Source organism: Vibrio sp. AIC-3, from assembly GCF_013114515.1.
Lineage (GTDB): Bacteria > Pseudomonadota > Gammaproteobacteria > Enterobacterales > Vibrionaceae > Vibrio > Vibrio crassostreae_C.
The window spans coordinates 117,367-134,376 of sequence record NZ_VTXG01000011.1; the positions used below are offsets into that span (position 1 = coordinate 117,367).

Annotated in this window: 14 protein-coding genes and 2 pseudogenes; 7 read left to right on the forward strand and 9 right to left on the reverse strand. The window is 43.3% G+C overall.

Annotation, left to right across the window (positions count from 1 at the left end):
- Positions 1-42 precede the first annotated feature (42 nt).
- Positions 43-393, forward strand: coding sequence for a hypothetical protein (locus F0229_RS10295; RefSeq protein WP_017057980.1), 351 nt, complete (start codon positions 43-45; stop codon positions 391-393).
- A 285-nt stretch (positions 394-678) separates the two neighbouring features.
- Entirely contained in the window at positions 679-813 is a 135-nt protein-coding gene (locus F0229_RS21975; RefSeq protein ID WP_010431176.1) for a hypothetical protein, read from the forward strand.
- A gap of 153 nt (positions 814-966) precedes the next feature.
- Here F0229_RS21975 and F0229_RS10300 read toward each other — a convergent pair whose 3' ends face one another.
- The 3 genes from F0229_RS10300 to F0229_RS10310 all read right to left on the reverse strand — a co-directional run bounded on the left by F0229_RS10300 (position 967) and on the right by F0229_RS10310 (position 3,697).
- Positions 967-1,584, reverse strand: a complete 618-nt coding sequence (locus F0229_RS10300) for a glutaredoxin domain-containing protein (protein WP_017062739.1) — start codon at positions 1,582-1,584, stop codon at positions 967-969.
- A 68-nt stretch (positions 1,585-1,652) separates the two neighbouring features.
- Positions 1,653-2,543, reverse strand: coding sequence for a DMT family transporter (locus F0229_RS10305; protein WP_065583706.1), 891 nt, complete (start codon positions 2,541-2,543; stop codon positions 1,653-1,655).
- 155 nt (positions 2,544-2,698) lie between these two features.
- A complete protein-coding gene (locus F0229_RS10310) occupies positions 2,699-3,697 on the reverse strand; it encodes a porin (RefSeq protein WP_171732765.1) in 999 nt (332 codons plus the stop codon).
- Between the two features lie 375 nt (positions 3,698-4,072).
- Between F0229_RS10310 and F0229_RS10315 the strand changes: the two genes are divergently transcribed.
- Positions 4,073-5,086: a succinylglutamate desuccinylase/aspartoacylase family protein gene (locus tag F0229_RS10315; RefSeq protein ID WP_171732766.1), complete on the forward strand. Its 1,014-nt coding sequence runs from the start codon at positions 4,073-4,075 to the stop codon at positions 5,084-5,086.
- Positions 5,087-5,363: 277 nt separating this feature from the next.
- Here the strand turns inward: F0229_RS10315 and F0229_RS10320 are convergent, their stop codons facing one another.
- The 4 genes from F0229_RS10320 to F0229_RS10335 form a co-directional block, all read right to left on the reverse strand.
- Positions 5,364-6,083 carry a DsbA family protein gene (locus tag F0229_RS10320; RefSeq protein WP_171732767.1) on the reverse strand — a complete coding sequence of 240 codons (720 nt, stop codon included), beginning with the start codon at positions 6,081-6,083 and terminating at the stop codon, positions 5,364-5,366.
- A gap of 127 nt (positions 6,084-6,210) precedes the next feature.
- A complete protein-coding gene (locus tag F0229_RS10325) occupies positions 6,211-6,780 on the reverse strand; it encodes a protein disulfide oxidoreductase (protein WP_017089878.1) in 570 nt (189 codons plus the stop codon).
- A gap of 3 nt (positions 6,781-6,783) precedes the next feature.
- Positions 6,784-8,847, reverse strand: coding sequence for a protein-disulfide reductase DsbD (locus tag F0229_RS10330; RefSeq protein ID WP_171732772.1), 2,064 nt, complete (start codon positions 8,845-8,847; stop codon positions 6,784-6,786).
- A 921-nt stretch (positions 8,848-9,768) separates the two neighbouring features.
- Positions 9,769-10,017, reverse strand: a complete 249-nt coding sequence (locus tag F0229_RS10335; RefSeq protein WP_017062732.1) for a hypothetical protein — start codon at positions 10,015-10,017, stop codon at positions 9,769-9,771.
- Positions 10,018-10,268: 251 nt separating this feature from the next.
- Between F0229_RS10335 and F0229_RS10340 the strand changes: the two genes are divergently transcribed.
- The 4 genes and pseudogenes from F0229_RS10340 (at position 10,269) to F0229_RS10355 (ending at position 14,368) form a co-directional block, all read left to right on the forward strand.
- On the forward strand, positions 10,269-11,873 hold the full coding sequence (locus tag F0229_RS10340; RefSeq protein WP_017064335.1) for a mechanosensitive ion channel family protein: 1,605 nt from the start codon (positions 10,269-10,271) through the stop codon (positions 11,871-11,873).
- A gap of 204 nt (positions 11,874-12,077) precedes the next feature.
- Positions 12,078-12,911 carry a regulatory protein RecX gene (locus tag F0229_RS10345; protein WP_171732768.1) on the forward strand — a complete coding sequence of 278 codons (834 nt, stop codon included), beginning with the start codon at positions 12,078-12,080 and terminating at the stop codon, positions 12,909-12,911.
- A gap of 173 nt (positions 12,912-13,084) precedes the next feature.
- A pseudogene (locus tag F0229_RS10350) lies at positions 13,085-13,699 on the forward strand (IS5 family transposase); the annotation flags it as partial.
- Positions 13,700-13,834: 135 nt separating this feature from the next.
- Positions 13,835-14,368 carry a porin family protein gene (locus F0229_RS10355; protein WP_171732769.1) on the forward strand — a complete coding sequence of 178 codons (534 nt, stop codon included), beginning with the start codon at positions 13,835-13,837 and terminating at the stop codon, positions 14,366-14,368.
- Between the two features lie 20 nt (positions 14,369-14,388).
- On the opposite strand, the pseudogene F0229_RS10360 reads toward F0229_RS10355, so the two are convergent.
- Both F0229_RS10360 and F0229_RS10365 read right to left on the reverse strand, forming a co-directional pair.
- Positions 14,389-14,486 (reverse strand): annotated as a pseudogene (locus tag F0229_RS10360) (IS3 family transposase); the annotation flags it as partial.
- 454 nt (positions 14,487-14,940) lie between these two features.
- The gene (locus F0229_RS10365) at positions 14,941-16,788 is read right to left on the reverse strand and encodes a M3 family metallopeptidase (RefSeq protein WP_171732770.1); all 1,848 of its coding nucleotides are present in this window, start codon (positions 16,786-16,788) and stop codon (positions 14,941-14,943) included.
- Positions 16,789-17,010: the final 222 nt, after the last annotated feature.

Sequence of the window (17,010 nt, forward strand, 5' to 3'; positions counted from 1 at the left end):
GTTTTCTACAATGCTTCGGTCCATTGAATAGGTAAGAACAAAATGCAGCAAAATGAATTTGAAGTACTGGTAAAAGCTATCTGCGCACTAGATGGCCTGCCTCAAGCGCTTGAGCTATTGAAATCCAATGAGGATACAGAAGTCGCTGAGGCTGCTGCATCACTGACTGGTCAATTTGCACTTGCTGAAGTGGAAGGCGAAAAGCGTATTTACCACGTGACGCTTCAAGAAAATGAACAAGGCGAAGAGCAAGAGTACATCGAACATGTCATGAATGAAGGCGATGACTTAATCAAATTTGCAGCTTGGTTCTTTGAAACGATGTTTGAATTGAAGCAAAAAGACACATACCAAATTGCCGGTAAAACTTACAGACAGCCAAAGCGTAGCTAGGTTTCTAAGTAAAGCATTTTAGAAAGCAGCTCTCTTGAGCTGCTTTTTTGTATAAGTGTCTAAACCATGTCTTAGATTGTTATTAGGAATGGAGCATTAAGCTCAAACCAGAATTTAGGCTAACTCATTGATATACATATACAATGCTGATTAGCACAGAGACAAAATTAGGCTAATTGCAAATGAATTCTTAATATTGCATTAAAGTGTGATTTAGATCTTGTTTTTGGGCGTTTTAAGTGTAGAATCCGCGCTAAAGAAAGTTGATTATGTGCGGAGATAAGCATGAATTACGAACTAGGCCACGCATACCTTGGTCAAATGGCAGCAAAAAACATGATGCACGAAGCATTGTACGGCACTTCAAAGCCAAAGAAACCATCGTTCTTTAAGCGAATGATGAAGAAAATGGCTAAATAAGCATTTTCAAAAACGGAATTTTAAAAGGCCTTAAACTCGATGAAGTTTAAGGCCTTTTTCGTTTTAGCGATTGGTGAAAGTTATCGCTTTGTTTTGTTGTGGATGGACACAAAAAATACCAATTAAGCTTCTGACTAATGGCTTTTAATAAACTCAGCCAGCAGATTGATTGGATAAGTCGACCACATTATTAGGGATGCTATCTAAGCCATTCTCTTTCATCCACGCTTCTAAGTTATCGGCACCACCGATGTACTTACCATCAAGCCAGATCTGCGGGACGGTGACCGGTGTTTTCTCACCAATGTGTGCTTTTACCTCTGGAATCATACGGTACAAAGCGGCGCTGTCTTTTACGACATCGTGGTATTGGTATTCAACACCCGCTTCATCCAGCATTTTCTTCGCTTTAACACAGAATGGGCAGGTCGCCTTACCATAAACGATGTTGCCTTTTAAGCTGTCTCGTTTGGTCCACTCTTTGATCACCGATTGGATTAACACACCGCGATTCAGCGCTTCACCTTGGCTGACCACTTTGCCTTCAACAACAAGGATTGGAGCATGCCAAGAGCCTAGTTTTAGCGGCTCCCACCAGTGAGACAACCAATCTTTCACTTCCAGTTCGACATCGACATCGGCCAACTCATTCTCAAAAGTATCCTTCAGAATGTCTTTGGTAAGGGTACATTCTCCACATGGGATGTTAACTTTAAATGGACCCCAGCTGCCTGCCCAACGGTATAGTGTAATCTTGACTGGTTTCTTCATGTTTACGGCCTCGTTTGAATTCTCTTATCCATATAGAACGGACTGTCGAACTATTTATTTCACCAACCTTAAACTTTCTTCACTTTTGAAGGTTTTTTAGTTTCCCAGTGCGTTATAAATGCAACTGACGCAATAATAATAGCAGCCCCTAGCCATAAACGACCCGGTGGAACCCAACTAAATACAATCCAACCTGCTAAAACGTTTAGCGGTAATTTGGCGTGGTCAAAAGGTTGCACAAACGAAGCATCAGCGACCGAGTAGGCTTTTACTATCGCCCATTGAGCGAGTGCCGTCATAACACCGATAACAATCAATATAGCCCAGATTGTACCGCCGCTTGGCGTTTGCCAATCTGGCGCAGCAAGCAGGATGTTAAATGGTGTGATTAATAGTAGAAGATAGACCACCATGGTTGAAGGACTGTCTTGCGAAGAGAGTTTTTTCACCATCAGTGAGTAGCATGCCCAGAAGAAAGCGGCACCGACTGGTAATAACGTTGCCCAGTTAAAATCTTCAGCCCACGGCTCTAGAATCACCATCGCACCCACGAAGCCTGCTAAGGTCGCGCCCCAGCGAGCAGCCCCAACTTTCTCTTTTAAGAAAAGCCCTGAACCAATGGTTGCAAACAATGGCGATGTCATGAGAAGGGCAATGCCTTGCCAAATTGGTACTGGGTAAGCCAGTGCCCATATCCAAAGTTGAATACCAATAACAGACAAGAAGACACGGAATACGTGCAATTTGAGGTTGTCGGTTTTTAGTGCGCGGCGAATTCCCAATGTTTTTAGGTAAGGAAGGATGGCGAACAATGCGATTGAATACTGAATGACGGCAACGGTGGTAGAAGTCAGTCCGAAATGAATGCTAGCGATTTGAGTTAGGCTGTTGATCAAAGCAAAGGCTAAACCTGCGGTTAGCATCCAGCTAGCGCCTTGGATCGGATGGTGTTGTGACATGATGCTTCTAATTATTTGATGTGGTTCACCTATGATACGGATTTAACATCACTTAACCAGAAAAAGCATTGATGAAGTTAGTCAGAATATTCGAATATGAAAAAAGGTTGAGCCATTGCCCAACCTTTTTGGTCTTCATCTAAAGTAGCTTTAGATTAGAAGTCGTAGCGTACACCTAGGCGAAGAGAGTCTTCACTTTGTGTTTCTAAACCTGCAACTTTTACGTCGTCTAGATTGTTTAATTGGTAAGCAACGTATGTACGGATAGATTTGTTGAACTTGTAAGTACCAGTCAGCTCAAAGAAGTCAGCTGTGTCTTCAGTTAAGTTCTGTGTCGCGTCTTTTTCTTGTTTTTGGTACAAACCTGCCAGTTCAAATTGGTCTGTTAGCTTGTATTTAACAGCAACTTCCACACCAGAGAACTCAGTTTTTGCTTTGTCGTCTAGGTCACCCATTGTGTAGGTTGCACCTAGGTATAAAGCATCCATTTTGTAGTTAATACCAGCAATCAATGCTGTAGCTGAACCATTACCAGTACCGTTGTCGTTACCTGAGTAACCAAGACCGAAACCTAAGCCCATCGGTAGTGTGTAAATGCCAGAGATACCGTAACCGTCAGTATCTTTGTCTTCACCAGCAATCAAACTTGCTTTAAGAGAAAGTGCGTCTGCGTCGTAAGCGTATACAAACGTGTTATTGATTTGCTCGTCACCTGCATTGATGAATGCTTTTTGGTCACCAGAGTAGATAGTAACATCCGACATTTCTGAGATTTGAGCTGCAGCTGTATCTTGACGACCTACTGATACTGCGCCGAAGTTACCTTCAAAACCTGCATACATGTAACGTTGCTTAAAGTTTTCAGTCTTACTGTTATCAGCAGAAGATTTCACGCTTTGTTCTGCTTCGTAGAAACCAAAACCAGATAGGTCGCTAGTGATTTCTGTAGTACCACCCACATTCAAACGAAAACGGCTTTTGTTTTCCATTGTACCTTCGATTTCTTCACCACCAGAACCAATGAAGTCACCACGGAATTCAGCACGACCGCCAATCTTAAGCTCAGTACCGTCAGAGCTGTAAACTGTTGCTGCTAGAGATGAACCTGAAACTAGTGCTACTACCACTGCAGAAGCTAGAACTGCCTTTTTCATAATCACTTACCTTGTATTTTAAAATCCGTGAGCAATGCGCTCTCCGTTTCGATATGAAGCTAATTTAGAGCAGCTAAATTAAGCTTTCATTTCTATAAAATTACATTTTCGTGAATAGGGAACTTTTTAAGTGTTGATTTTATTGCACTTTCATTTCAATAGACTGAGTGGTTTGTGAATGGTTATACAAGTTGCGTGTATTTCAAAGGTCACATTAGCAAGTTTTACCTTGGAATCACGTATGTCGATGGTGGTGAATTTTGGCTGCGCTGAGAGCTTGTTAATCTGATTAACTGCTTGTACTGGTAAGGATATCCTCTATGATGCAAAAACTTAGAAGAGAATAGATTCTGCTCAACAAGATGGAGACGTTGGATGAAAACAGAGTACTTAGGCGATGTTTTACAAGGTAGGCAGGTTATTGGCTCCTTGAATGTTGAAGACCTACCCGTTGGAGAGCACCAGTTTTGGTTTCAAGTCACCAGTGATGGGCTAGGGCAACCCAAGAACATGCCGGTTTCTGTTTTCAAAGGCAGTCAAGCAGGTCCTAAGTTGATGATCACCGCTGGTATTCACGGTGATGAGCTCAACGGTGTGTTGGCTGCTCAGCAAATTATCAGAGACTTAGTCGGTAAAACTCTCAAAGGCACGGTCACGATAGTGCCTACTGTGAACTTGTCGGGTTTGCTTAACCACAGCCGCGATTTTATCTCTTCGGATCCGGGCTCTTGCCCTGCCAACCTTAATCGACTCTTTCCGGGTGATGCGAATGGCTTAGCGGCAGAGCGCTTTGTTGCGTCTTTGTGGGCTCGCTTACTCAAACACAATGCGACATTCGCCGTTGACCTACATACCCAAACTCGTGGCGCGGTCTACCCACTTTATGTGTTTGCGGACTACCGAATTGAACAATGCCTTGAAATGGCAAGGTTGATGACGCCAGATTGTGTTCTCAATGATCCGGGCGACCCAGGTATTCTCGAAACGGTTTGGAATCGAAGTGGAATTCCTAGCATTACGGTGGAAGTGGGGATGGGTAAGTTTACTCAGCCTGATATGATTCAACGAGCCGTGGACGGTGTTTTTAATATGCTGTCTTACTACGAGATGCTTGATGGTGAAGAACCGTTTGAGGCAAAGCAGCTGCCAAGTATGGACTGGATAGAAGGCAACAACGTCGTGTCTATCCGCGCCGATATCGGTGGCTTTGTGCTGCCTCAGATCGAGCTTTTGCAAAGTGTCGAACAAGATGATCTGCTCGCCATCCAATATGATGCGTTCGGTAATGAATGTCGTCGTTATCACGCACCATCTTCTGGTCGTGTACTCAGCTATAACGTGGATGCATTAAGGGAGCCGGGCGCGCTTGTTTGTCGCTTGCTGAGTTAAGCAAAAAAAGACCGAGCAAGGCTCGGTCAAAGGACAGTTGTCTTGAGTTAACACGTCTTTGACTCATCGAGAGAACTGCTTTTAGCGTAGCGAGGGTAAATTAAGAATCTATTGCGAGATGGTGACACTTCGACTTTTTTTGTTTCAAAACCATGACTTCAAAACTGTCGTTTCAAAGTGTTCTATTGTTTCGAAGCAATGAAAAAGCCGACTGCGGGTTGCGCGAGTCGGCTTTTATTCACTTCTCTTTCGAATTTTTATCTCTATCTACAGTCGATTAAAAAGCGTCGTCCACGATCTCTTTTAATCGGTCATAAGGCACATATCCTGGTAAAACATTTCCGTTCATCATCATGGTTGGAGTGCCCGTTAAGCCGAGTGCACTGAACGTTTGATGGTTAGTGGTTAGAACCTGGTTTTGTTCTCGAGTTGTTTTTAGTTCCGCCTCTGTTCCCGTCTTTTTGGCAACGGCTTCTAGTGAGCTTTTCGAGTGAATACCACTTTTGGCCATCAGCAATCTATCAACTTCAGGGAATGCTTCTGGGTTATCTTCCCATACTTTCATCGCGTATAGCGCCGCGTTGGTGTCTAGCCCTGCAACTTGTTGTTGCTTAAACGATAAGTAAACGTTGATCACTTTAATGTCGCTGTTTTCAGAGGCTAATTGAACCAAGCCTTTTTCCAAGCGCTTACAGTAAGGGCAGTTATAGTCGGTAAAGTTAATGATGACCGATTTGCCATCCGGATTGCCCGTGATTGGGTGAGCGTCATTGTTGTACAACCAATCATGGCTTCCTGCTTGAGCCTTCTTCGACTGTTCTTGCCCTGCTACGTACTGCTCTAGGCTGGTATGCAAGCCAGAGATCGTAGAAGGGTTCTCTTTCAGAAATTGGTTAATCTCTTCAAGTTGCTGGGTTTGTTCTGTGCTTAACTCAGCGAAGGCAGTGGTGCTCATTAGTGAGCCTAAAATCAGTGTACTAATCAGATGCTTTTTCATGCTATTTATTCTCTAATTCTTGATAATCGTGAGCGCTCATTGGGTCGCGCTCACGGAAATTCTGTTCGTTAAACGGGCTAAATCGAGTTATTCACCTTGCTTTGCTCTGTTTTTCTTTGTAAGCGAGTTAGGCAAAGTAGGTTCTCAACCAAAGCCCTATCGGGGAAGTAATGCCTGTTGCGATACTGCTAATCTTTCCATCTTTGATGATGACGATGCTTGGAGTGACATTGACTCCCCAACTTCTGCTGATCGATCCAGAGAGATCATTGATCACAGGGAAGTCATACTCTTTCGCCTCTAAGTAACGCTGAACACGTTCGTCTGGGCCAGATGACAGAGCGACCGAAATCACCTGATGGGAATCACTGAAGCTATTGACGGTTGGGCTTACAAATTTGCAGGCGCCACACCAAGTCGCCCAAAAATAGACAATGACTGGCTTACCATTTTTGCTTAGCTCGATAACATCAATATCTTCGCCTTGGAGCGATTGACCCACAATTGGAATCGCGTCGCCCTGAGGCATGCTCCTGCTGTGATAAAAGTCCATCGCAAATGAAACCACGCCAACGATCAATATCATTGAAACCAGTTCCTTTCCCCACTTCTTAAGACGACTTGGCTTTTTGGTATCACCCTTTACAGCGCTGTCTTCAGTCGTGCTAGATTTATCTTTATTGTTGGGAGTCTTCATCTATTATCTCGCAGCGTCGATGGCTTGAACGACAGTGTCACTGTCGAGAATGACAGGCAGTGGAATACCGCTTCTATAGCTTGGGCCGTAGACGATATTAAATGGCACACCAAATCGACCATTACTTTGTAGGTATTGAGTGACGCTTTCACTTGGTGTTGTCCAATCGCCTTTCATCAAAACAATGTCTTCTTGCTGCAGGTGGCTGTAGACAGGGTCTTGGAGAATGACGCCGATCTTGTTGGCCTTACAGGTAATACACCACTCAGCGGTCACATCGACAAATACCGTTTTGCCTTCATCAACGAGCTGAGGGATTTGCTTCGCATCCAGCTTTTGCCAAGCGAGATCGTCAACAATCGGAGTCGCCCAGTTATCAGCGGTGACACTACCGACGATCAATGCAGCACCAAACACCAAGGTTGTGGTTGCGACGATAGGAATAAGCACCTTGCGACCCAACTTACGGCCAATCCAAATCAATACTGAAATCACGATAAATAGCGACAGCAGGATAGTTGGGAATTTACCAATGAATGGGCTAAGGAGGCTTGTTAGCCATAGGCTGGTAATGAACATCATTAAGCCAAATACCAGCTTAACTTTGAACATCCACGCCCCAGGCTTTGGAAGCAATTTGGTTAGGCTTGGGAATAGCGCAAAGATCAACCAAGGCGCACTCATACCGATACCAAGCGTGATGAAGATAGCCCATAACTCTTGGTAGCTTGCTCCAAGTGCATACGCGACAGCGGTTCCTAGGAATGGCGCGCTACACGGCGTTGCTAACAGCGTTGCAAACATGCCTTGAACAAAGTGGCCTGAATGTGAGTCATCGCCTTTGGTTGCCATCCAGGTGTTTAAACCTGATGGTAGTCTGAATTCGAATAACCCAAGCAGGTTAATCGAAAACAGCAAAGTGATGATCAGCATGAACCCGATGAACCAAACATTTTGGAACTGGATTCCCCAGCCAATTGCATTACCACCCATTTTTAGAGCGGTCATACCTAGGGCTAACAGCGCAAATGACGTAATGACACCAGAAGCAGACGCTAAGAATGAGAGTCGGATATGACGATTAGATGCCCCTTGGTTTTGAATGATGCTGTTTAACTTCATTCCTAATACTGGCAACACACATGGCATGATGTTGAGGATCAAACCACCAATTAAAGCGAAGCCTATCATCGCCAAAAAGCCGTTGTTGCTTGTTTGGTAAGCGATCGGTTCTGAGCCAACTTTGGCCGTCATCTCTTCGGCGAAATTAGTGTCTGAAACGGTGACACTCACGTTATGGTCCGTTAAGTCGACTTCACCTATCCAGTTGCTCACATCAAATACGGCCGTCATTGTATTGTCTGTGATGTGGACGCTTGGTTGAGAGAAGAAGTCATCAATCACTTCTTGCCCGTCAATCAACACCATCGGCTTATCCCAGCCATTTTTACTTGTCAGCTGAGTAACCAGTTGCTGCTTGCTCTTGTCCCAAAATAGACCATTGACTGAAGTGCGATTAGCTTCTCGTGGAGATTGGCTCATGCCTTGGTTGAACAAGAACATCGCTTCTTCATCGAGCGCTAAAATTTGTGGGTCAATCGGCAGTTCGATATCGTAATCGGTTAACACACAGATATTGGTACACGACGGAAAGGTAAACGATGCCCTGAATATCGCAGGCTTCGTGTTGTCTTTCAGGGATAAAGTGACAGGAAAGCTGACATGTTTTTTGTAGCCTAACGTCATGACGTCAAGCTGCTCGTAGTATTTAGGTATCGGCCAGTGCCACTCTACTGACTCAATGTTTGTTGAACCAGACCAGTCCCAGCTTGGCGGAATGCCACCTTCGCCTGGGCTGCGCCAATAGGTTTTCCAGTCGCCGTCGAGCACGACATCGAGCACGGTTTGGATCTTAGAGCCGTCATCCGACTGTTCACCCGTCGACATCATTCGCATTTTAACAGGCGGATGCTCAGGCACACTAAGCCAGCCCGTTGTCTGTGCCAAGGCGGTAAATGACGTCATAACCAAAAGGGCAGTGACTAAGGTTTTCGCGCATGTACGCATAGAGAATGCCAATGAATCGACAAACTTAGTTAGTAGTGTGTTGTACACAAATGTATCTCCAAAAAATAAATAAAAGGGTGTAGTAGCCCGGTTATTTACTCTCTAAATATACAGTGCTTTAGATGCAATCGGTGTTTTGTCGGTCGAGTAGAGCGATGATTGTCTCTAGATAATCTCGAGATGTGAGGAGGTAAGTTAAACGCAACAGCAATAATAAGTACGAATGGGATCAGCCAGCCGGTTTTTGGGGCGGCAAAGGTCAGCATTTTCGAACTTAGGCTGCATGAATTTGAATTGGGGGACGTTAACATTTTTGAGGCTTCTAAGCCGAAAACGCTGGCGTATAGAGCAGCCATTTTTTCTGAAGAAGCGATGTTGGTTTGGGGATTACTGGTTTCTGTATGAGTTTGTGTGCCAACTAGGACTGATTGGCCATTAGCGGATGCAGATAACGATACTTTCTTGACGGCCAGAGTGCTCGCCAGACAAGTTACGATAACCAGTCCGGTAAGGAAGAGCGCCCAAAGCGAATGCTTTTGTCGGCGGTTCTGTGTGGATAAGAAAAGTAGCGATGTGTTCAGCAAATTAGTCAGTAATCAAATTTGTTATTAGTTAAAGCCAGCTCATTGAATTGTGGCTAGCTTAGATAAGTTCTCTTCGCGCCACAAGTCATAAAATGGTTAAAGTGAAACTATGTATAAACGCGGAAAACGGCAGGTACACGATAAACGACGCATAAACACCAATTCACGCGAATACGACATTGAGCTGTAGCTAAAGTTCACAACAACTGAAAGTTATCGCTAATTATTCTGTATTGAGTGGTTTATTAACTATCAGGACGGGACAGGCGATACAAAAAAGCCCAACAGATCGTCAGTGAACGTGTTGGGCTTTAATCATTGGTGCTATTGGAAAGGCTTAGTGAGTGCGGCGAGGGCCGTTACGTACCAAGTCTTTACCGTTATCAAACACCTCTTTGGTGATCCAGCGAGCAAGCAGAACTTTATGGCTGCTATTGAATACAGCAACGAAGTGACGACCATCTGAATTATTGGTTGCCATGCCTACACCTTCAACGCCTTCAAGGCCTAAACCGCCAGCTTCCACTGAAATTAGGAATTGCTCTAGTTCTTCTAGAGACTCAATAATATCAAGTTCGTTGTTCATTTTTATGCTCTCTTGCTGTGAGCCAACATCGTATTTAGGGCGCTTTAGTGCTGTGCTCGAATGAAGATATTGGCTGTTGTTCTTTGTTGGATGCGTACTCTACAGGTCATAAGAGGGGATTGGAACTCTCAAATATTAGAAGCAGGCTGATAATTTGCGAATTTTTAACATAACATACGTTTAAATGCTTGTTATCCATATTCTTTTTACTACTATTTATAGGGTCAATTTAGACAGTGATAGGAATTAATATGATGAAGGTTTGGCGTTGTCTATTGTTAATGTTGGCGTTTGTCGCATTTGGAAGTTATGCGCAGAGCGTTGAGAAAATCGCAGAAGTACAAGATCAGTTAATGCTCGATCTAGCAACATTAGAAACGGCGCATGATGCTGAGAAGCCCTTTCTTGAAGATATCTTAAGGCGTAAGAATCAGGGCCTACGCGAAGAGATTTTTTCACAGCTATCGTCAGATAAAAAAGAGGGGCTGGATGTCACTCTTGCTCAGCAGGTCGAACTGCTACAAAAATTGCTGTCGTTGAATGAAACTAAAATCGTTTCAATGAGTAAAGAAAACCGTTCAGCTGAAGGTGACGCTAAAAAACGCCTTGAATTGCGTATTCAAAAACGAATCGGAATGATGGATGTCTATTATCAGCAGCTTGCTAAGACCTTAAATTGGTCGAAAGAGCGTGGTGTTGATGTTGCTGTTCCTGAAGGTGAGCTCAAAACGGCACTTGTTTCTCGTTCTCAATATCTTACTAATGCAATTCTATACACGGATACACAACGTCAAGATTTAGAACGCCGGTTATCTTATGTAAGTGAAGAAGAGAAAGCGACGATTAAAACTGAGCTTGAACGCTTCAGTGAGCGAACTAGCGTTATGGTCGCGAGCTTAGAAGAAACCATCACGCTAATGGAACCGTTTGGCGTGGATGTGACTTCGTACAAACGTGTTTTGCTAGCGACGACAGGTGACATTAACGCCGATGTGTTGGATGTTGATGTTGCACTGGAGCTGTTGGATGGTTGGCTTCGTTCGTTCAGTTCATGGGCTTTTGAAAATACCCCTTCTTTTATCGTTAAACTTGCTCTGTTTCTCGGTATTTTGTATGTAACTCGCCTTATTGCTAACGTGGCTCGCAAAACCGTTCGTAAGAGTGTTTCGCACTCTAAAATGGACTTCAGTGTATTGATGCAGGACTTCTTTGTATCCATCGCATCTAAAGCGGTCGTGTTTATTGGTTTGCTTATCGCACTGTCTCAAATAGGGATAGAGCTAGCACCTCTTCTTACTGGTTTCGGTGTAGCCGGTGTCATCATTGGTTTCGCATTGCAAGACACACTATCTAACTTTGCATCGGGTTTGATGATCTTGATCTACCGTCCTTATGACGTCGGTGACATGGTTAAAGTGGCAGGCGTGCAAGGCACGGTAAAAGACATGAGCTTAGTATCGACGACTGTTCAAACCATTGATAACCAACGCTTGGTGATCCCAAACAACAAGATTTGGGGTGACGTGATCAACAACATCACGGCAGAACGTGTAAGACGTGTTGATATGGTTTTCGGTATTGGTTATTCAGATGATATCGATAAAGCGAAAGCGGTATTGAACGACATCATTCTTGCACACCCTCTAGTGTTGAAAAAACCAGAGCATATGATCAAGCTTCATACCTTGAATACGTCTTCTGTTGATTTCGTAGTACGACCTTGGGTTAAGACTGATGACTATTGGGATGTGTACTGGGATGTAACGGAAACCGTGAAGAAACGCTTCGATGAAGAAGGCATCACGATTCCATTCCCTCAACGAGATGTACATATTTACAATCACGAAGAGAACTAAACGAAAGATCTAGTATGAAAAGCTATTACGAAAAAGTTAAGCATGGCTTAGAGCCATCATTCTTAATGTGATATCAAATGGACGCTGTACAAGCGTCCATTTTTATTGGCTGCCGCTTATGTTGAGCTTCATTCTTTTATGTCACTCAACCACCTTAGAATTACGTTATGATGGGGTAGGCTTAGTTTGGACAGTTGAAAGCGAATGGATGATTCACAGCAAAAAACGAATAGTAGAAATACAACGGTAAGAAAAGCAACACGAATTGAAAGCGTCATGAACTCTGCAATGTGGCACCTAACCCAGAGAGATATGACGGAAAGCGAGTTGGTTGCGAAGCTCAAAGTGAAAACCGACAATCAAGAATGGATCGATGAAACTCTAGGGACACTGAAAGGCTTCGGGTATCTCAAGTCTGACCAAGTGTTTGCAGAACAATTCGTGGAACAAGCTTTTTCTGGTGAATTCGGTTCTCGATATATTGTCGAAAAATTGAAGAAGAAAGGCCTGACCGATTCAGTGATTTCTGATGCAATCCATAAAGTGTCCTTCGAAAAGTCTATTGATGAACAAACCATCTTGATAGACCGAATCAACCACTACTACTCAAGCTTTACCATGAGCCGTGAAAAGCTGGTTGCGACACTGCAAAAGCGTGGTTTTAGCTATCAACAAGTTAAGGTAGCGATTGACCAGCACCCACAAGCGCATCAACTGAAAAGTAACATTCAAATTAAGGCCGAGAAAGCCGATTTGGAAAAAGAGGTGCTCAAGTATGCTCGTAAAGGCAAGGGCCTGACCGCCATTCAGCAAGAACTTAGACAACGACAAATCGACACAAGTGAGCTGTCATCGCTCATCGACCGATTGATTAATGAAGAGCAGCTAGATTTCTATTCTTCTTGTTTAGAACAGTTGCAGAAGAAGTCTTATGACCTAAACGATCATAAAGAACGCTCCAAGGCTTACGCGATGCTAAGTCGAAAGGGGTTCTCTTCAGACGAGATCAAATTTGCATTGAGTGAAGATAACGAATAACTAAGCCGGAAAAATTTCCTATTGTAGTATGTTGGTTTGTCCTAAGTAACTATTGGACAATTCTGTGTTATATGTATTGCTAAATTAGCATTTAGCGGATTACTTGAGGTACAGCAAATCCTTTAATGTAGTAGCCAAATGCACTTAGCCACTACACTTTTAAAACCAAAACCAAAACCAAAACCAAAACCAAAACCAGAGGAGCAATACAACATCTGGCCACTGATGCCACTGGCCTCAAGGTTTATGGCGAAGGTGAATGGAAGATCAAGAAGCATTGTACTGATGGGAAGCGAAGAATATGGCGCAAGCTGCATATCTCAGTAGATACCAGCACCCACGAAATAGTCGCAGCAGAGCTGAGCTTATCTAACGTAACCGATGCCGAAATGCTCCCCAATTTACTCAAGCAGACACGCCGTAAAATCATTGAGATATCAGGTGATGGCGCTCATGACACAAGGAATTGCCATGATGCCATACGGCTCAAACGAGCGATTTCGCTTATCCCGCCACGAGAAGGAGCTGCCTTCTGGGAGCGAGGACACCCTCGTAATCTAGCAGTAGGTTATCAGAAGCTCCACGGCTCCAACAAGAAATGGAAAACTCGGTATGGTTATCATAAGCGCTCGCTATCAGAGACAGCAATGTATCGGGTAAAGCAGTTGTTAGGTGGGAAATTAAGCCTAAGAAATTACAATGCTCAGGTTGGCGAGACCTACGCTATGATCAAAGCGCTGAACAAACTTACAGGGCTTGGTATGCCTGAAACTCAGTATGTTGTATAAGAACCGATCAGCATTGGGCTACCATGTCTTCTCACCGAATTAAGTAACAAAACCCTCTCTTTTTAACTATTATCAACCTGCTCATGAACTACACTCTATTTGCAATGTGTTAACAAATATAGGGAGATAATAAGCATGACCAAACATATAAAAACTTGTGTAGTCGGTATACTACTCATCGTTAGTTCATCGGTTTACGCTAAAGGGTCATTTGAGGAGTTCGGTTATATTGGTCTAGGTTACTCATATGTAGACGCTGATATTGGAGGTATAACATCTGTCGATAATAGTCTGCTAGGTCTAGTCGGTGGTTATCGATTTCATGAAAATTTTGCTGTTGAAGCCCGAGGTTATGGCAACATATCTAATGACAGTAGTTTGGGGGTTGATATCCAAATAGATCATAGCTTTAGCTTATTTGGAAAAGCGGTATTGCCAGTCTGGAAGTACCTAGATATATACGGCCTTTTAGGTTTTGGACAAATAAAAGCGTCAGTTATTGGGCAAGGGTATAATGCAAGTGATTCTGACTCGGACTTCCAATACGGTATAGGGGCGGCATTTAACAAAGGTAACCCCTTAGAGCTTCAGTTGGAATGGGTTAAATGGTATGACAATGATGGTTTGGACGTAAATGGCGTTAACTTGAATTTAGTATGGCATTTATAGAATGTTCACCGCTAGACCCTATAATCAACTTCTATGTACTCGAAGATTGTTTGGCGCACTGCTCTCTCGTCATAATTGGCTCATATTGGATTGCTTCAACTTTCATTGAGTGGAAGAAGCCGGACTGATTGAGTTCGGCTTTTTACTCAACGTCCCGCTTATTACTCTTGTCTAATTATTTTCAATCGTTTTTTCTCATACGTAGATATTTAAATGTGAAATAGCCACCAAGTACAATAGATATAACAAGTAGAGTCGATAACAAAATTGTTACGTGTGAATTCATATAGTTATCTCCGGCAATATTCATTAGATACCATAGAACATGCTATGCATTTTGATAGTTCGCAGTGAAGAGAATGTGAACAAAGTGCGGATGTTTAGGTCGAATTTACCCCCGTGATACATCACGGGGGATTAACAGCGAACAGCATAAGAAGAATGGATAACTTTTAGTAGGGGAAAAGCTCATGGACAGGTTGTGAATGAACAAAAGGTCTAGATTACAATGGGGCAAAAATGAGTTATGTCACTACTCATTTTTGCCTTTTTCATTAGCATTAAAACTCAATCTATCGACCGTATTGCTCAATAATAAAGTGCTCAAAATCATCACACATTTGGTCATTCGACTTTGCATTATTCGCTAATTCAGTTGCTCCATCAACGATCGATACCTTCGCATTCAAATCCGCGACTGGTGCACGTTCTCTTGTCAACAGCTGTTTGATTTTTTGCTCCTCAATCGCCCAAGCCTCCTCTGGCGATAAGTTACACTCGTCAGCGAGATATTTGGCATTAAAACCTTCCCCAGTCAGGCTTTCGATTGTACCGTTATGGTTCACGCTATTGCCTTTATGCCAATAGTGTTTCGCCAACAAAGGCCCGATCTCTGGGTTATCTGTTAAGTAACCAAACTTGTCGGTGAAATAAGCTCGTGTTTGATACACCGCCATATGAGCCAATAGATAACCTTGGTATGAGCAAGATGCTTCATCAGACAATAAGTGAGGGATCGCCATCAGTGGACGAGGGCTGCAAGACAATCCAAGAATTGCCTTTTCACTGCTACGAGCAAGTGCCGTGATTTTTTCAGGCGTGAGGTCTTCATCAGCTAATTCGTACAGGGCTCGCTCGAAATATGGAACCACAAGAATGCTGCGTTCTTGGTAAGCTCGGAAGGGCTGTTTATTGTCGATGATGGCTTTAATTAGATCATCTGGCACAGGTTGCCCGTCCGCATTTAGAGCGTACTGTTTTAGCCAGTCAGCGTCATTTAACAAGCTGTCGCAGAACATGGATTGTGTTTCAGCATAAGCCATCGAAGTCGGCGCAAACTCTTGAGAGAAACAAGGGGCGTTCATTTTTACATTAGCAAAATGCGCCGCGTGACCACCTTCGTGAAATAGTGTGTTAATCCCATCATAGCCACTGCCTATTTGATCGGGCTTAGCGTTGCTAGTGAAATTAACTTGGGCCGCAACCCAAGCATCTTGGTCATAGAAAGAAGGGATAGGGCCATGGCAGAAGCCATTAGGGTATTTTCCTTTGCGATCAAGTAAATCGAGTTTCAATGTCGCTTGAGAGTATTCAATGTTGAGGCGACCAAAAGACTCTATCCAGCGTCTTAATGATTTTGAGAACGGAACATACGGGTCAAGATCATTCATAACGTCACCTGCAAAAGAGTAGGTAAAGTTATGGGCTTGAAGTGCATTCTCGCCTTTCTGCTCTGCCAAATTGGCTAGGCTTTGCTGATGGCTATCACGCGTGCGTGCTTCGAAGTCATCCAGAATCGTAAACAGTTGTTCTGTCGTCATCTGTTCGGTTTTTACCACCGAGTAATCAAAGAAGGTTTTAAACCCCAGTGATTGAGCAAATTGGTTACGTTTTTTGATCAGCTCAATAAAGCCGTTCGCCAGCAGCCATTGCTCTAAATCTAATAATGCTTGATGTGCAGAAAGCCTAACTTGTTCATTACCATTACTTCTAACGGCTGAACCTAAAACGGGCAGCGATCCTTCTGTTTCATCACCTGTTTCATTTACGTAAGTCATTACATGATTCTGTTTTTTCTCAAACAGTTCAGCCTCAAACTTTATGAGATCGGATTTAAGCTTCTGTGACTGCTCAGACTCAATAGCGTGAGATCTAAAGGTCGCCAACCAACCATTCAAGCCTGTCAGCGTACTCTCTTTTTCGAGAGGATCTTGAATTTCATCAATAGCAGCGAGTTGCGTTTCGATAGCAGTAATCTGTTCGGCAGAGCTTAGAAATTCCGTCCACTGAGTCTGTGCGAGTGTCGAACCATCGTGGTCGTCACTGATACCCATATATGTATCCCAAAAGAAGTCTTCTTTCGCTTTATGAGTCGCAAGATACTTTTGATTCAATTGGTTGAGATAGTTCGTTGCAGTCATGACATTCCTTGAAATTTAACCAGTAATTTCAACATTATGACACATTCATTGAATGTATTTTGTGACGATAGATATAACTGAATGCAGTCACAGCCTATCGGTTTACTTTACAGCGTATTAGGGCGTGTTGATCTTTCGTGAGTGTTTTTTGAACAGCATGGTAAAGAGTTATAATTTGCTTCGCCAAAAGTAAAACCATAACCAATACCATGCCAAGAACAA

Excerpts from the sequence above, each read along its gene's own strand:
- F0229_RS10295 (WP_017057980.1), top strand. The coding sequence starts at position 43 with ATGCAGCAAAATGAATTTGAAGTACTGGTAAAAGCTATCTGCGCACTA.
- F0229_RS21975 (WP_010431176.1), top strand. The coding sequence starts at position 679 with ATGAATTACGAACTAGGCCACGCATACCTTGGTCAAATGGCAGCAAAA.
- F0229_RS10300 (WP_017062739.1), bottom strand. The coding sequence starts at position 1,584 with ATGAAGAAACCAGTCAAGATTACACTATACCGTTGGGCAGGCAGCTGG.
- F0229_RS10305 (WP_065583706.1), bottom strand. The coding sequence starts at position 2,543 with ATGTCACAACACCATCCGATCCAAGGCGCTAGCTGGATGCTAACCGCA.
- F0229_RS10310 (WP_171732765.1), bottom strand. The coding sequence starts at position 3,697 with ATGAAAAAGGCAGTTCTAGCTTCTGCAGTGGTAGTAGCACTAGTTTCA.
- F0229_RS10315 (WP_171732766.1), top strand. The coding sequence starts at position 4,073 with ATGAAAACAGAGTACTTAGGCGATGTTTTACAAGGTAGGCAGGTTATT.
- F0229_RS10320 (WP_171732767.1), bottom strand. The coding sequence starts at position 6,083 with ATGAAAAAGCATCTGATTAGTACACTGATTTTAGGCTCACTAATGAGC.
- F0229_RS10325 (WP_017089878.1), bottom strand. The coding sequence starts at position 6,780 with ATGAAGACTCCCAACAATAAAGATAAATCTAGCACGACTGAAGACAGC.
- F0229_RS10330 (WP_171732772.1), bottom strand. The coding sequence starts at position 8,847 with ATGCGTACATGCGCGAAAACCTTAGTCACTGCCCTTTTGGTTATGACG.
- F0229_RS10335 (WP_017062732.1), bottom strand. The coding sequence starts at position 10,017 with ATGAACAACGAACTTGATATTATTGAGTCTCTAGAAGAACTAGAGCAA.
- F0229_RS10340 (WP_017064335.1), top strand. The coding sequence starts at position 10,269 with ATGATGAAGGTTTGGCGTTGTCTATTGTTAATGTTGGCGTTTGTCGCA.
- F0229_RS10345 (WP_171732768.1), top strand. The coding sequence starts at position 12,078 with ATGGATGATTCACAGCAAAAAACGAATAGTAGAAATACAACGGTAAGA.
- F0229_RS10355 (WP_171732769.1), top strand. The coding sequence starts at position 13,835 with ATGACCAAACATATAAAAACTTGTGTAGTCGGTATACTACTCATCGTT.
- F0229_RS10365 (WP_171732770.1), bottom strand. The coding sequence starts at position 16,788 with ATGACTGCAACGAACTATCTCAACCAATTGAATCAAAAGTATCTTGCG.